The sequence below is a fragment of the Microbispora sp. H10885 genome (genome assembly GCF_014161415.1).
GTDB classification, from domain to species: Bacteria; Actinomycetota; Actinomycetes; order Streptosporangiales; family Streptosporangiaceae; genus Microbispora; species Microbispora triticiradicis.
Genome location: NZ_JABBWY010000006.1, coordinates 299,865 through 313,677, shown reverse-complemented (window position 1 = coordinate 313,677; position 13,813 = coordinate 299,865). Strand labels below are relative to the sequence as shown.

11 protein-coding genes are annotated in these 13,813 nt (G+C 72.8%); 6 read left to right on the top strand and 5 right to left on the bottom strand.

The window, feature by feature from the left end; translation table 11 throughout:
- Positions 1 to 17: 17 nt before the first annotated feature.
- The 3 genes from HHX37_RS18065 to HHX37_RS18055 all read right to left on the bottom strand — a co-directional run bounded on the left by HHX37_RS18065 (position 18) and on the right by HHX37_RS18055 (position 3,230).
- On the bottom strand, positions 18 to 701 hold the full coding sequence (locus HHX37_RS18065; protein ID WP_117410593.1) for a response regulator: 684 nt from the start codon (positions 699 to 701) through the stop codon (positions 18 to 20).
- A 61-nt stretch (positions 702 to 762) separates the two neighbouring features.
- Positions 763 to 2,193, bottom strand: a complete 1,431-nt coding sequence (locus tag HHX37_RS18060; RefSeq protein WP_182886153.1) for a sensor histidine kinase — start codon at positions 2,191 to 2,193, stop codon at positions 763 to 765.
- Between the two features lie 176 nt (positions 2,194 to 2,369).
- Complete coding sequence (locus tag HHX37_RS18055; RefSeq protein ID WP_117410591.1) at positions 2,370 to 3,230, bottom strand: PD-(D/E)XK nuclease family protein; 861 nt, start codon at positions 3,228 to 3,230, stop codon at positions 2,370 to 2,372.
- A 186-nt stretch (positions 3,231 to 3,416) separates the two neighbouring features.
- Between HHX37_RS18055 and HHX37_RS18050 the strand changes: the two genes are divergently transcribed.
- Positions 3,417 to 4,547: a site-2 protease family protein gene (locus HHX37_RS18050; protein WP_117410590.1), complete on the top strand. Its 1,131-nt coding sequence runs from the start codon at positions 3,417 to 3,419 to the stop codon at positions 4,545 to 4,547.
- Between the two features lie 250 nt (positions 4,548 to 4,797).
- Entirely contained in the window at positions 4,798 to 6,408 is a 1,611-nt protein-coding gene (locus HHX37_RS37775; protein WP_182886152.1) for an FHA domain-containing protein, read from the top strand.
- 60 nt (positions 6,409 to 6,468) lie between these two features.
- On the opposite strand, the gene HHX37_RS37770 is transcribed toward HHX37_RS37775, so the two are convergent.
- Positions 6,469 to 7,062: a TetR/AcrR family transcriptional regulator gene (locus tag HHX37_RS37770; RefSeq protein WP_182886151.1), complete on the bottom strand. Its 594-nt coding sequence runs from the start codon at positions 7,060 to 7,062 to the stop codon at positions 6,469 to 6,471.
- Between the two features lie 52 nt (positions 7,063 to 7,114).
- Here HHX37_RS37770 and HHX37_RS18035 point away from each other — a divergent pair, with 52 nt between their 5' ends.
- Both HHX37_RS18035 and HHX37_RS18030 read left to right on the top strand, forming a co-directional pair.
- Positions 7,115 to 8,017 carry a carbohydrate kinase family protein gene (locus tag HHX37_RS18035; RefSeq protein ID WP_182886150.1) on the top strand — a complete coding sequence of 301 codons (903 nt, stop codon included), beginning with the start codon at positions 7,115 to 7,117 and terminating at the stop codon, positions 8,015 to 8,017.
- A 65-nt stretch (positions 8,018 to 8,082) separates the two neighbouring features.
- Positions 8,083 to 9,306, top strand: a complete 1,224-nt coding sequence (locus HHX37_RS18030) for an aminotransferase class III-fold pyridoxal phosphate-dependent enzyme (RefSeq protein WP_182880686.1) — start codon at positions 8,083 to 8,085, stop codon at positions 9,304 to 9,306.
- Positions 9,307 to 9,453: 147 nt separating this feature from the next.
- On the opposite strand, the gene HHX37_RS18025 is transcribed toward HHX37_RS18030, so the two are convergent.
- Positions 9,454 to 10,554, bottom strand: a complete 1,101-nt coding sequence (locus HHX37_RS18025) for a GNAT family N-acetyltransferase (RefSeq protein ID WP_182886149.1) — start codon at positions 10,552 to 10,554, stop codon at positions 9,454 to 9,456.
- Between the two features lie 332 nt (positions 10,555 to 10,886).
- Here HHX37_RS18025 and HHX37_RS18020 point away from each other — a divergent pair, with 332 nt between their 5' ends.
- Together HHX37_RS18020 and arc are read left to right on the top strand one after the other, a co-directional pair.
- Positions 10,887 to 11,750, top strand: a complete 864-nt coding sequence (locus tag HHX37_RS18020; protein ID WP_117408707.1) for a tRNA (adenine-N1)-methyltransferase — start codon at positions 10,887 to 10,889, stop codon at positions 11,748 to 11,750.
- A gap of 205 nt (positions 11,751 to 11,955) precedes the next feature.
- Positions 11,956 to 13,719: a proteasome ATPase gene (gene arc / locus HHX37_RS18015; RefSeq protein ID WP_117408706.1), complete on the top strand. Its 1,764-nt coding sequence runs from the start codon at positions 11,956 to 11,958 to the stop codon at positions 13,717 to 13,719.
- Positions 13,720 to 13,813 lie beyond the last annotated feature (94 nt).

Here is a 13,813-nt window from a genome sequence, read left to right as displayed (position 1 = left end):
CCCGCCCGCGGTGAGGCTCAGGAGAAGGCGCCGGGGATGATCAGCCCGGTCTCGTAGGCGAGCACGACCGCCTGCACCCGGTCACGCAGGCCGAGCTTGGTCAGCACGTTCCCCACGTGGGTCTTGACGGTCGTCTCGCTGACCACCAGCGTGGCGGCGATCTCCGCGTTCGACATGCCCTTGGCGATGAGGCGCAGGACCTCCAGCTCGCGTTCGGTGAGCCGGTCGAGCCGCGCGGGGGTGGCCTGCTGGTGCGCGGAGGGCAGCCGGGCGGCGAACCGGTCCAGCAGCCGCCGGGTGACGCTCGGCGCCACGATGGCGTCGCCGGCCGCCACCACCCGGATCGCCTGCACCAGGTCGTCCGGGGGCACGTCCTTGAGCAGGAACCCGCTCGCGCCCGCGCGCAGCGCCTCGACGATGTACTCGTCCAGGTCGAACGTGGTCAGCACGAGCACCTTCGGCACGTGGGCGGTTGGCGCGGCCTCGCGCACGATGCGGCGGGTGGCCTCGATGCCGTCGGTGCCGGGCATGCGGACGTCCATGAGCACCACGTCGGGCAGCAGGGCGCGGGACTGCTCCATCGCCGTCGCGCCGTCGCCGGCCTCGCCCACGACGGTGACGTCGGCCTCCGCTTCGAGGATGAACCGGAATCCGGTGCGCAACAGAGGCTGGTCGTCGACCAGCAACACCCGGATCGTCATGATCCGTCCGTCCTGGGCGTCGCGGCGACCCGCCGCCGCGCGGGGGAGAACACCCTGATCGTCATGTCGTGTCCTTGAGGGGGCCGTGCTTGAGGGGATGGTTCGTGGCGCGTTCGTGCCCGGTCGTGCCGTGTTCGTGGGCGTCGTGCCCGGTCGTGCCGTGTTCGGGGGCGTGCTCGGTCGTGTCGTCGCCGGGGGCGACGTGCCTGAGGGGAAGCTCCCTGCCCGGACCGCCCTTGCCGGAGCCGTCCCTGCCGGAGCCGACCCTGACGGGCCTGTCCTTCAGGGGGCTGTCCTTCAACGGGAAGCGGGCGCGGACCTCGAACCCGCCCCCGACGCGGGGTCCGATCCGCAGGACTCCACCATAGAGGGCCACACGCTCGCGGATGCCGACGAGCCCGTGACCTTTGCCACCGATACGCACCGATTCCTCGGCCGCACCCCGCCCGTCGTCCTCGACCTGGAGGGTCAGCTCGTTCCCCTCGTGCCGTACGGTGACCCACGCGCGGGCCGCGGGCCCGGCGTGCCGCAGGCTGTTGGTGAGCGCCTCCTGCACGAGGCGGTAGGCCGCGAGGTCGACCCCGGGCGGCAGGCCGGGCCGGTCGCCCTCGATGCGCAACTGCGTGCGCAGGCCCGCCTCGCGCATCTGCTCGACCAGCGCCGGCAGGTCCTGCATGCCCGGCTGCGGCCCGCGCTCGGCCGGGCCGTCGGTGCGCAGCACGCCGACGATGTTGCGCATCTCCGCCATCGCCGTACGGCCCATCTCCTCGATGGCGGTGAGGGCGTCGCGGGCGACGTCCGGCTTGGTGTCGAGCATCCGGCGCGCCGCGGCGGCCTGCACGGTCATCACGCTCACGTGGTGGGCCACCACGTCGTGCAGCTCGCGGGCGATCCGGGAGCGTTCCTCGGCCCGGGCGGCCCGCGTGTCGGCGTCCCGCGCCCGCTCCAGCCGGTGCGCCCGCTGGACCAGTTCGTCGAGGTAGGCGCGGCGCAACCGCAACGCCCGGCCGCACACCCAGCACAGCAGCAGGACGGCGGTCACGACGACGTGGTCGGTCCAGGACGGGGTGATGACCCCGCTGACGGCGCTGGCGACGTAGGAGGAGAAGGAGACGACGAGGGCGGCCAGGCTCAGCGCCAGTCCCCGGTAGGCGGCCACGGAGTAGAGCAGCACGAGCCCGCCGAACTCGCTGAGACCGGGGTCGTAGTGGAGTGTGTCGAGCGCCGCCTGCGGGACGCAGGTGGCCACGAGCAGGACGAGGGGCCGGCTACGCCGCAGCGCCACGGGCAGCGTGCAGGCCGCCGCCAGGACCAGGTTCAACGCGTCCGCCGGACGGGGCGTCGCGGACCGCAGCCAGCCGGCCCCCTCCTCGGGGCCGGCCGAGGCGATCCACCACAGGGACGCGGTCGTCAGCACCACCGCGAGGATCGCGTCGAAGACCAGGGGATGAGCCCGAAGCCAGGATCGCGTACTGCCGGGGGTGGTGCGCACGTACCAAACTTAGGCCGTCCCCGCGCGTGTCCACCCTGCCCGGGAGGGAAATCCCGCATCCTCCGTACGGAGGATGCGCGCACTGGCCCGGCGAGCGTGGGACACGCCCCGGCACACCGGCCCCGGCGATGTGCCCGGGCGGAGCGGTGCCGAGACGGCGCCGGGGGGCGGGGCCGCTAGATCTCGTCGGCGGCGGACCGCCTGTTCACGCGGGCCGACAGGCCGGGCTCGCGGTCCGGCACGGGCGGCGGCGTGCCGCCGAACTCCGGGCACAGGGCCTGGTGGTCGCACCAGTCGCACAGCCGCGAGCGGCGGGCCCGCCACTCCCGGGTGCGCACCGCGCGCTCGATCGCCGCCCACAGCGCCTCGACCTTGCGCTCGGTGGCCCGCAGGTCCGCCTCGTCGGGGACGTAGCGGAGGATCTCGCCGTTGCCGAGGTACATGAGCTGGAGCATCCGGGGGACCTGCCCCTTCAGCCGCCACAGCGCCAGCGCGTAGAACTTCATCTGGAACAGCGCCTTGGCCTCCCACTCGCGCCCCGGCGCCGTGCCCGTCTTGTAGTCCACGATCCGCGTCTCGCCGGTCGGGGCCACGTCGAGCCGGTCGATGTAGCCGCGCAGCAGCAGGCCGCTGTCGAGCACGGCCTCGACGTACATCTCGCGCTCGGCGGGCTCCAGCCGCTGCGGGTCCTCCAGCGTGAAGTAACGCTCGACCATGCCGCGGGCCTGGGTCAGCCAGGCGTCGCGCTCCTCGTCGGTCTCGAACAGCCCCGCGTAGTCGGGCTCCTCGGTCAGCAGCCGCCGCCACTGCGGCTCCAGCAGCTCCTGCGCCGCGGCGACCGTCCGCGCCTCGGCCGGCAGGTCGTACAGCCGCTCCAGCACGGCGTGGACGAGGGTGCCGCGGACCGCGGCCGCCGAGGGACGCTCGGGCAGCTGGTCGATCACCCTGAACCGGTAGAGCAGGGGGCAGGTCATGAAGTCACCGGCCCGGGAGGGGGACAGCGCCCCGATAACGGCGCGCTCTTCGGCGAGGGTCATGCCGGAACTGTAGGACATCGAGCCGACAGAACGCGTCCGCGCCGGCGGTCCCCTCGCCGCCGTCTCCCCGCCGCAGTCTCCCGTACCGCCGCGACGATCGCGTGCTCCGCGGCGGGCGGGCAGCTCTTAGGCTGATCTCACGTCGCGCCGCGTAGCATCGAGGGGCGCGGGAGGGAAGGCGGCCAAATGAGCACACCTGCCAAGGAGTCCACCGGACTGCGGATGGGGCGGCCGTTCGGCATTCCCGTCTACGTCTCGCCGACGTGGCTCATCGTGGCGGCGTTCATCACGGTCAGCTTCCAGCCGCGGTTCGCCGACATGCTGCCCGGCTACGGCGAGTCCGCCACCTACCTGGTCGCGCTGGCCTTCGCCGTGCTGCTGTATGTCTCCGTCCTGCTGCACGAGCTGGCGCACTGCGTGGTGGCCAAGCACTACGGCCTGCCGGTGCGCCGGATCACCCTCTACATGCTGGGCGGCGTCTCGGAGATCGAGCGCGAGCCCGAGACGGCGGGCCGGGAGTTCAACGTGGCCTTCGCCGGGCCGCTGCTGTCGCTGGGGCTGGCCGGGATCGGGGCCCTCGTGGAGGCGTTCGTGGTGCCGCCGGGCGGCCTGGCCCAGGTGCTGATGTGGCAGCTCTGGCTGTCCAACCTGATCGTCGGCGTGTTCAACCTGCTGCCCGGCCTGCCGCTCGACGGCGGGCGGATGCTGCGGGCGGCCGTGTGGAAGGTCAAGCGCGACTCGGGCACGGGCACGATGGCCGCCGCGTGGGTCGGGCGCGGCGTGGCGGTCGCGGTGGTCGTGGTGCCGCTCCTGATGAACCTGATGGCCGGGCAGGAGCCGGCCATCGGCAGCATGCTCTGGACGGTGGTGCTGGCGTCGTTCATCTGGCTCGGGGCCTCCCAGTCGCTGCGGGTCGCCCGCGTACGGGCCCGGCTGCCGCAGTTGCGGGCCCGGGTGCTGGCGCGCAGGGCGATCCCGGTCACCGCCGAGGTGCCGCTCTCCGAGGGCCTGCGCCGGGCGCGCGAGTCCGGAGCCGGGGCGATGGTGGTGGTGGACCACGACGGGCACCCTGTGGGCATCGTGAACGAGGCGGCGGTCAACGCCACTCCCGAGCAGCGCAGGCCGTGGGTGAACGTCGGGGCCCTGTCGCGCACCCTGGAGCCCGCGCTGGTGCTCGGCGCCGACCTGGAGGGGGAGTCGCTGCTCGACGCCATGCGGGGCTCTCCGGCGCCCGAATACCTGCTCGTCGAGCGCGGCGGAGAGATCTACGGCGTGCTCGCCACCGCCGACGTCAACCGCATGTTCAGCGGGGTCTGAGCGTCACCCGGGCCTTCCGGGCCGGGCGGGCCGGTGCGCCCGGGGCGGGGCCCGCGCACTCGTCATCGGGACGGCCGGGGACTAGGGTGCTGAGCGAGACCGGGGCCCGAGCACGCTCGGTCGCCCGTACGCGCGCTCCGGCAGGCCGGTTCACCATACTTTTTGCTACTTTCTGGGGTGATCGATCCGGCACACGGCGTGCCGGCGATGATGCCGGACATCCGGTGGCGTTTCCGGAGGGAGAACTTCTGTGACGGAACAGGGCGTGGGGGTGGTCCGCCCGCTGCCGGGAGAGGGCGTGGTCGCCCATCTGAACGGCTTGCTGCTCGTGTGCGCCACCGGCGGCGACCAGCCGGTCGAGGACCTGCTGAGCGCGTTGCACGAGACCGCCACGACGGGCGGGGACGGCCGGGCGCTGGCCCGGCGCGTGGCCCAGGTGCTCGCGCGCGCCATGGACCGCTCGATCGGGGAGCCGGTGGCCTGCGCGGTCGCCGGTCCCGCCGGGGGAGGCGTGGCCGTGCTGGTCAGCGGGGCCGCGTACGCGAGCGTGTCCGGCCCGGAGGGCGAGGTGCGCCTCGCCGGGCACGACGCGCTGACCTGGACCGACCGCCTCGTCAACGGCCCGGTGTCCACGGTGCTGCTGCGCCTGCCGGGAGCCGGCCCGTCGAGCCCGTACGCCCGGCTGGACGGCGGCGTCGTCACGGGAGCCGGGCTGGAGTGCGACCTCACCCGGCACGGCGACCTCGCCTTCCCGCCGCTGCCCCCGCGCCCGCCGCAGCACCAGCCGCAGCATCAGGGGCAGCACACGGGCGCGCAGCCCCCGCCGGTGGGGGTGCCGGAGCCGATCGGGCCGCGGGGGCCCGTGGTGCCGCCCCCGCCCGTCTCCCCGCCCGCCCAGCCGCCCCTCTCGCCGCCCGTCTCGCCGTTCGGCGGCGGGCCGTTGTCCGGCCCTGGGCCGTCGGCCGAGCACGCGGCGCCCCAGTCGTCCGGTCCGTCGTCCCAGCCGGTCCCCCCGCCCGCCCAGCCGCCGCACGTCTCCCAGCCGCTGCCGCCGTTGCCGTCCGGACTGTCGGACCCGGCGCCCGCGCAGCACTCCGGCCCCCAGCCAGCCCCGCCCTACACCCCGTCCCATTCCGGGCCGCAGCAGTCCCCGGGGCTGCCCGAGCCGTCCGACGACCGCGGCGGGCCCCAGGACGCCCAGGACGGGCCCGCCCAGGACCGGGGAGCACAGGACCGGGGCGGCTCCCCGGACGGGCCGGGAAGCGGACCGCTGGGCGGCCCGTTCGACGGACCCTTCGACGGGCCCTTCGAGGGGGCGTCGCAGGCCGCCGACGACGAGCCGGGGGAGGCGACCCAGCTCGACGTGGCGCCCGACCCGGAGCCGCGGCCCATGGTGTACGGCGTCGACTGCAAGAACGACCACTTCAACGACCCACGTGCGCCGTACTGCGCGGTCTGCGGCGTCCCCATCGACCAGCGGGCGGTGGTGCCGTACAAGGGCCCGCGCCCGCCGCTCGGCGCGCTGCTGCTCGACGACGGCATGGCGCTGCCGCTGGAGGCCGACTACCTGCTGGGCCGCGACCCGGAGCGGGCCCCCGAGGTGCAGTCGGGCGAGGCCAGGCCGGCCAGGGTCACCAGCCCGGACGGCTCGGTGTCCCGCCGGCACCTGCGGGTGTTCCTGGAGAACTGGGACGTCAACCTGCTCGACCTGGGGTCGGTGAACGGCACGCAGATCCAGCCGCCGGGCGACCCCAACTTCTACGACATCCCGCCGAACGAGCCGGTGCCGATCCTGCCCGGCACGACCGTGCGCATCGGGGTCTCCCGCACCATGCGCTACGAGGCGCACCGCCCCGCCTGACGCCCGCCTGAGACGGCGGCCGGACCGCCGGGGACCCGGATACGGGCTCCCGGCGGCCGGTCAGCCGCCGCGCAGTCGGTCGATCTCGCGCAGCAGGAGCCGCTCCAGCCGCTCGGCGGTGACGTTCGCGGGATACAGCAGCCGGTGCACGCTGAGGCCGTCCACCAGCGCGAGCAGCCGTTCGGCCACGTCCTCCGGGTCCTCGTCCGTACGGATCTCACCGGCCTCGGCGGCGGACCTCAGCAGGCTGGTCACCACGTAGCGAAGCTCGGCGGCCTCCCGCCGCTGCACCTCCAGCAGCGCGGGACTGGTCAGGCAGCGCCCCCAGAAGCCGACCTCGAGCCCGGTCTCCCCGGCGCGCTCGCCGTCGAGGGGGACGTTGTCGAGCAGCAGCTCCCGCAGCGCCGCCAGCCCGGTGCGGCCGGACAGCTTCTCCCGCAGCCGGTCGGCGATGCGCCGGTGCGAGGCCTCCAGCGCCGACAGCAGGATCTCGTCCTTGTCCGCGAAATAGTGCGTGAGCACGCCGTTGGAGTAGCCGGCCTCCTTCGCGATGGCCCGGGTCGTCGCCGCCTCGATGCCGTCGCGCAGGATGATCCGGCGGGCCGCCGCGACGACCTCCCCCCGGCGTTCCTCATGGTTGACGCTCTTCGGCACGCTCCATCACCTCGGTTGACATCGTAGTCGGGCGCCCGTCTATTATCCGCACATGACGGTTGTGACAGTCGGCGTACATATCGTCGACGTCCTGGCCCGCCCGGTCGAGTCCATCCCGTCCGGCCAGGACACCCACCTGCTGGAGCAGATCCGCATCACCGCCGCGGGGGCGGCCGCCGGCACGGCCGTGGCCCTCGCGAAGATCGGTGTGCCGGTGGCCACCATGGGCGCCGTCGGCGGCGACGAGCTGGGCGACTTCCTCCTGATGATCATGGCGCGGCACGGCGTCGACGTGAGCGGCGTCGTGCGCCGTCCGGGGGAGCAGACCGCCGCCTCCATCCTGCCGATCCGGCCGGACGGGGGACGGCCCTCGTTCCACGTGCCCGGGGCCAACCTGGGCCTGGCGACCGCCGACCTCGACGCCGGCCGCCTGACCGCCGCGAAGGTGGTGCACCTCGGCGGCATGGACGTCACCTGGGGCCTGCACGACCCCGAGTTCTACGCGCTGCTCGGCAAGGCCCGCGAGGGTGGCACGATCGTCACGCTGGACCTGCTGTCCAACCTGCCGGACCTGATGCCCGCCGTACGGGCGTTCCTGCCGCACGTCGACTACCTGCTGCCCAACGAGGAGCAGGCCCTCATGCTCACCGGCGCCGCGACCCCGGAGGAGGCCGCCGCCGCGCTGCTCGGCGAGGGCCCGAAGGGCGTGATCGTCACCCTCGGGGCCGCCGGCAGCCTCGTGGCCACCGCCGGGGGGTTCACCCGTGTGCCCGCCCTGGACGTGCCGGTCGTCGACACCACCGGTTGCGGCGACGCGTACTGCGCCGGGTTCGCCGCCGGCCTGCTGCGCGGCCGGGACGTGCTCGGCGCCGCCCGCCTCGGCACGGCCGTCGCCGCGCGGGTCGCCGGCGGGCTCGGCTCCGACGCCGGCCTGGACGGCCCCGTCGACGACTGATCTCCCTCCGGTCCCGGTCCCCGCCGCTCCGGTTCCCCCTCCTCCGAAACCCCGGGAGTCCGCCCATGTCCGTCGACGCGTCCCTGCGGGCCCGTGCCGCGAAGGTCATCCCCGGTGGCATGTACGGCCACCTCAACGCGGTCCTGCACGGAGACCGCTATCCCCAGTTCTTCGTCCGGGCCGAGGGCGCCCGTCAGTGGGACGCGGACGGCCGCGAGTACGTCGACCTGATGTGCAGCTGGGGACCGATGATCGTCGGCCACCGCGAGCCCCGGGTCGAGGCCGCCGCCGCGGCGCAGCAGGCGTCCGGCGACTGTCTCAACGGCCCGGGGCCGGTCATGGTCGAGCTCGCCGAGCTGCTGGTCGACCTGATCCCGTCGGCGGACTGGGCGATGTTCTCCAAGAACGGCACCGACGCCACCACGCAGGCCCTGATGGTGGCCAGGGCGGCCACGGGCCGGACCAAGGTCCTCGTCGCCCACGGCGCCTACCACGGCGCCGACCCCTGGTGCACGCCCGGCCTCTCGGGGGTCACCCCCAACCAGCGGGCGGACACGATCGAGTTCACCTACAACGATCTCGCGAGCGCCGAGGCGGCGGCGGCCGAGGCGGACGGCGACGTCGCCGCGATCCTCGTCACCCCCTTCAAGCACGACTCGTTCGAGGACCAGGAGCCCGCGGACGCCGGGTTCGCCCGGGGGGTGCGGGCGCTGGCCGACCGCCTCGGCGCGGCGCTGGTGATCGACGACGTGCGGGCCGGGTGGCGGCTGGACCTGCGCGGCTCGTGGGAGCCGCTCGGCGTGCGCCCCGACCTCACGGCCTGGAGCAAGGCGATGGCCAACGGATTCCCCATCGCCGCGCTCACCGGCGCCGACGCGCTCCGGGGGGCGGCCCAGTCGCTGTACTCGACCGGCTCGTTCTGGTTCTCCGCGACCGCGATGGCCGCCGCCAAGGCGACGATCGAGATCCTGCGGGAGAGCGACGGGCCCGCGCTCATGCACCGGGCGGGGACCCGGCTGCGCGAGGGGCTCGCCGCCCAGGCCGCCGCCCACGGCTTCGTGGTGCGGCAGACCGGCCCGGTGCAGGTGCCGTGGCTGTCCTTCGAGGGCGACGACACGCTGGAGAAGGGCATCCACTGGGCCGGGGCCTGCCTTGAGGAGGGCGTCTACCTGCACCCCTGGCACAACTGGTTCCTGTCGGCCGCCCACACCGACGAGGAGATCGACCGGGCGCTCCAGGGGACGGATGCCGCCTTCGCCAAGCTGCGGGCCGCGTACGGCGCCGACTGAGGGGCCGGCCGGCATCGGTGTGGCCGGGACGCCCCAGCGGGCGTGGCGGGCCGCGGACGGCCCGCGCTCGGGTGCCGGGTTCCGGGCGGCGCCCGAGCGCGGGCGGGTTGTCCGTTCCGCGATCCTCCACGAGGTCCGGGGAAGGGCTCAGTCGCGCGTACGGGCCCATTGGAGGTCGTCGACGCGGGTGCCGCCGGGGCCCGGCAGCAGTCCCCGTACGAGATGCTCACGGGTGAAACCGGCGCGCTCCAGCACCCGGTGCGACGCCGTGTTGCCGGTCGTGGTGCCGGCCACGATCCTGCGCAGCGGCGTCTGCCCGAACGCCCAGTCGACCAGGAGCGTCACGGCCCGGGTCACCAGGCCGCGCCCGCGGAAGGCGGGGAGCAGGCTGTAGCCGAGCATGGCCTGGCCGAGGTCCGGGACGACGCCGGTGAGCTGGATGTCCCCGGCGAACTCCCCGGTGCGCTCGTCCCTGATCGCGGCGTCTATCCGCTGCCCGGTCAGCCATCGATGGCGCGCGTACCGGCAGACGAGCTCGTTGGCGGCGTACACCGGTGGCCTGGGCGGCACATGCGACTCCGTCACGTCGGGCACGGACGCCAGGGCGAAGTGATCGGCGGCGTCGGCGGCGGTCAGCGGCGTGAGCCGCACCACGCCGTCGGTGAGCGAGCCGCCGGGGAAGAACGGCAGGAAGGGCGTGATCGGATCGCCGGGGTCGGTGCTCAGCCGCCCGAACACGGCGACGTCGGAGGAGGTGTCGCCCCGGGGGACGCCCGCCCCGCGCAGCACGCCTTCGTGGGCGAACCCGGACCGGAAGGCGACCCGCTGGCTCGGGATGTTGTCCACGTCGGCCAGCAGTGAGATCCGGGTGACGCTCAGGGCGAAGGCCCGCTCCGCGAGCACCCGCACGGCCGCGGTGGCGACGCCGCGCCCCCGCGCCCACGGCGCGAGCCAGTAGCCCACGTCGGACGCGCCGAAGCGGTCGCGCGGTTGCAGCCCCGCGGCGCCGAGGACCTCGTCCGTCGCGGGATCGGCGACGACGAAGTACGCGCCGCCGTCCCCCCACTTCTCGGGCACGGTCTTGGTGATCCACGTCAGCGCGTCGTCCCGCGTGTACGGCGAGGGCATGAACGGGACGTACCGCGAGATGCCGGGGTCGGAGCAGGCGCGGGCGATCTGGTCGGCGTCCCCCTCGACCGGCAGGCGCAGAACGGCCGGACCGGCGGGGATGGCCTCTTGGGGCAACATGTCCCATTGTTACCAGCGGTCTCCCCGCCACGGCCAGGCGTTTTCCGGCGGCCGGGGACACTCGCGGCCACGGCTTGGGACGGGCAAACCTCGGCGGTCGCGGCACCTTGTGCCCCTCCCGCCGATTTTTGCCCCGTCGCGTCGCCCAGAGCGGCACCTCGCCGCGTTGTCGCCCCACCCACGAAAACTCCTCGCAAGCTCGGACTTTCCGCGGGGCCCGAGGATGTCGCCCATAGCTCCGCTATGGCCTCCTCCTCCGCCTTGCGATGCACCACTCTGGACACCGCTCCTGACGGGCAAACCTCGGCGGTCGCGGCACTAGCCTTTTCCGCATGGGTTTTCGCAGGCACGGTCCGTTCCGGGCTGGAGATCAGGTCCAGCTCACCGACCCCAAGAACAAGCGGCACACGGTGACGCTGAAAGAGGGCGGCGTCTTCCACACGCACAAGGGGTCGATCCCGCACGACGACCTGATCGGGCAGCCCGAGGGGTCCGTGGTGCGGTCCTCCGGCGGCACGTCCTACCTGGCGTTCCGGCACCTGCTGGCCGACTACGCGGTCTCGATGCCGCGCGGCGCGGCGGTGGTCTATCCGAAGGACGCGGCGCAGATCGTCGCTATGGCCGACATCTTCCCCGGCGCGCGGGTCGTCGAGGCCGGTGTGGGGTCGGGCGCGCTCACCTGCTTCCTGCTGCGGGCGGCCGGGCCGGAGGGGAAGGTCACCTCCTACGAGCGGCGCGCGGACTTCGCCGAGGTGGCCACCAAGAACGTGGAGAAGTTCTTCGGGGGCCCGCAGGGGCAGTGGCGCCTGGTGGTCGGCGACTTCGTCGACGCGCTCGACGAGGCCGACGTGGACCGCGTCGTCCTCGACATGCTGGCTCCCTGGGAGTGCGTGGACGCGGCGGCGAAATCCCTCACCCCAGGAGGAGTTATCTGCTGCTATGTTGCGACAACGACCCAGTTGTCCAGAACGGTGGAGGCTCTGCGTGAGCACGGGAGTTTCACCGAGCCCCACGCGTGGGAGACCCTGGTTCGCGACTGGCATGTCGAGGGTCTCGCGGTCCGGCCGGACCATCGGATGGTCGGCCACACGGGTTTCCTCGTCACGGCCCGTCGCATGGCGGACGGCGTCACGCCCCCGCCGCGGCGCAGGCGCCCCGCCAAGGGGGCGTACGGAGAGGGGACCGAACAAGTGTGACGATTCGGCCACATCCCGGCAAAGCCCCGTGACACGGGAGCATTCGGGTGCGTTGCTAATGCTGATCCGAATATTCCACCCATAAGGCATCAAACGCCGAACACCCAACGTAACTACACGAACACTGCCCGGCCAGGTTACGTACAGCGCCAAGATAGGTAGGGTCTTGAGTAGTCGTTCTCGACGGGGAAGGAGGTGACGGGGCGTGGCAGCTCGCGACGACGCTGAGGCTCGAGCCGCGCAGCGCGAACGGGAGGTCGCCGATCTCACAACACAGGTCTCCTTCCTGCAGGAGGAGATCACCGCGTTGCGCCGGAAGCTGGCCGAGTCTCCCCGGCAGGCCAGGGTCATCGAGGAGCGCCTCCATGAGGCGCAGGCACAGGTGGCCGCTCTGACGAGCCAGAACGAGCGTCTGGTCGCCACCCTCAAGGAGGCCAGGGACCAGATCGTCGCCCTGAAGGAGGAGGTCGACCGGCTGGCGCAGCCGCCGTCCGGTTTCGGCGTGTTCCTGGAGGCCAGGGACGACGGCACGATCGAGGTGTTCACCGGCGGGCGCAAGCTCCGGGTGAACGTCAGCCCGGCCGTCGACGCCGACTCGCTCAAGCGTGGCCAGGAGGTCATGCTGAACGAGGCGCTCAACGTCGTCGAGGCCCTCGGCTACGAGGACGTCGGCGAGATCGTCATGCTCAAGGAGTTGCTGGAGAGCGGCGACCGTGCGCTGGTCATCTCCCACGCGGACGAGGAGCGGGTCGTCAAGCTCGCCCACTCGCTGCTGGACCAGCCGCTGCGCGCCGGCGACTCCCTGCTTCTCGAACCCCGATCCAACTACGTCTACGAGCGCATCCCCAAGTCGGAGGTGGAGGAGCTCGTCCTGGAGGAGGTCCCCGACATCTCCTACGAGGAGATCGGCGGCCTCAGCCGGCAGATCGAGCAGATCAGGGACGCCATCGAGCTGCCCTACCTGCACGCCGACCTGTTCCGCGAGCACCAGCTGCGCCCGCCGAAGGGCGTGCTCCTGTACGGCCCGCCCGGCTGCGGCAAGACGCTGATCGCCAAGGCCGTGGCCAACTCCCTGGCCAAGCAGGTCGCGGAGAAGACCGGTCAGTCCGGCAAGAGCTTCTTCCTCAACATCAAGGGCCCCGAGCTCCTCAACAAGTACGTCGGTGAGACCGAGCGGCACATCCGCCTGGTGTTCCAGCGGGCCAGGGAGAAGGCCTCCGAGGGCACCCCGGTGATCGTGTTCTTCGACGAGATGGACTCGATCTTCCGGACCCGCGGCTCCGGCGTCTCCTCCGACGTCGAGAACACCATCGTCCCCCAGCTCCTGTCGGAGATCGACGGTGTCGAGGGCCTGGAGAACGTCATCGTCATCGGCGCCTCCAACCGCGAGGACATGATCGACCCGGCGATCCTGCGGCCCGGCCGCCTGGACGTCAAGATCAAGATCGAGCGGCCGGACGCCGAGGCGGCCAAGGACATCTTCTCGAAGTACCTGGTCAGCGAGCTGCCGCTGCACCCGGAGGATCTGAGCGAGCACGGCGACAGCCGTGAGGGCACGATCGCCGGGATGATCCAGCGGACCGTCGAGCGGATGTACGCCGAGAGCGAGGAGAACCGCTTCCTCGAGGTGACCTACGCCAACGGCGACAAGGAAGTCCTCTACTTCAAGGACTTCAACTCCGGCGCGATGATCCAGAACATCGTCGACCGGGGCAAGAAGATGGCCATCAAGGAGTTCCTCGACACCGGGCAGAAGGGCCTGCGGATCTCCCACCTGCTGGCCGCCTGCGTGGACGAGTTCTCCGAGAACGAGGACCTGCCCAACACCACCAACCCCGACGACTGGGCCCGCATCTCCGGCAAGAAGGGCGAGCGGATCGTCTACATCCGCACGCTCGTGCAGGGCAAGCAGGGCACCGAGGCCGGCCGTTCGATCGACACGGTCGCCAACACCGGTCAGTACCTGTAGGCATCCGTAGTCGGCATCGTCCGGCGCCGGCCTGTCCGGCGCCGATGCCGAGAAGGACACGGAGGAGGAGCGGGGCGATCCCGGATCGCGCCGC

Bases quoted from the DNA above. Each gene is read 5' to 3' on its own strand.
- HHX37_RS18025 (WP_182886149.1), bottom strand. From the start codon at position 10,554: ATGTTGCCCCAAGAGGCCATCCCCGCCGGTCCGGCCGTTCTGCGCCTG.
- HHX37_RS18050 (WP_117410590.1), top strand. From the start codon at position 3,417: ATGAGCACACCTGCCAAGGAGTCCACCGGACTGCGGATGGGGCGGCCG.
- HHX37_RS18055 (WP_117410591.1), bottom strand. From the start codon at position 3,230: ATGACCCTCGCCGAAGAGCGCGCCGTTATCGGGGCGCTGTCCCCCTCC.
- HHX37_RS18030 (WP_182880686.1), top strand. From the start codon at position 8,083: ATGTCCGTCGACGCGTCCCTGCGGGCCCGTGCCGCGAAGGTCATCCCC.
- HHX37_RS18035 (WP_182886150.1), top strand. From the start codon at position 7,115: ATGACGGTTGTGACAGTCGGCGTACATATCGTCGACGTCCTGGCCCGC.
- HHX37_RS18020 (WP_117408707.1), top strand. From the start codon at position 10,887: ATGGGTTTTCGCAGGCACGGTCCGTTCCGGGCTGGAGATCAGGTCCAG.
- HHX37_RS18065 (WP_117410593.1), bottom strand. From the start codon at position 701: ATGACGATCCGGGTGTTGCTGGTCGACGACCAGCCTCTGTTGCGCACC.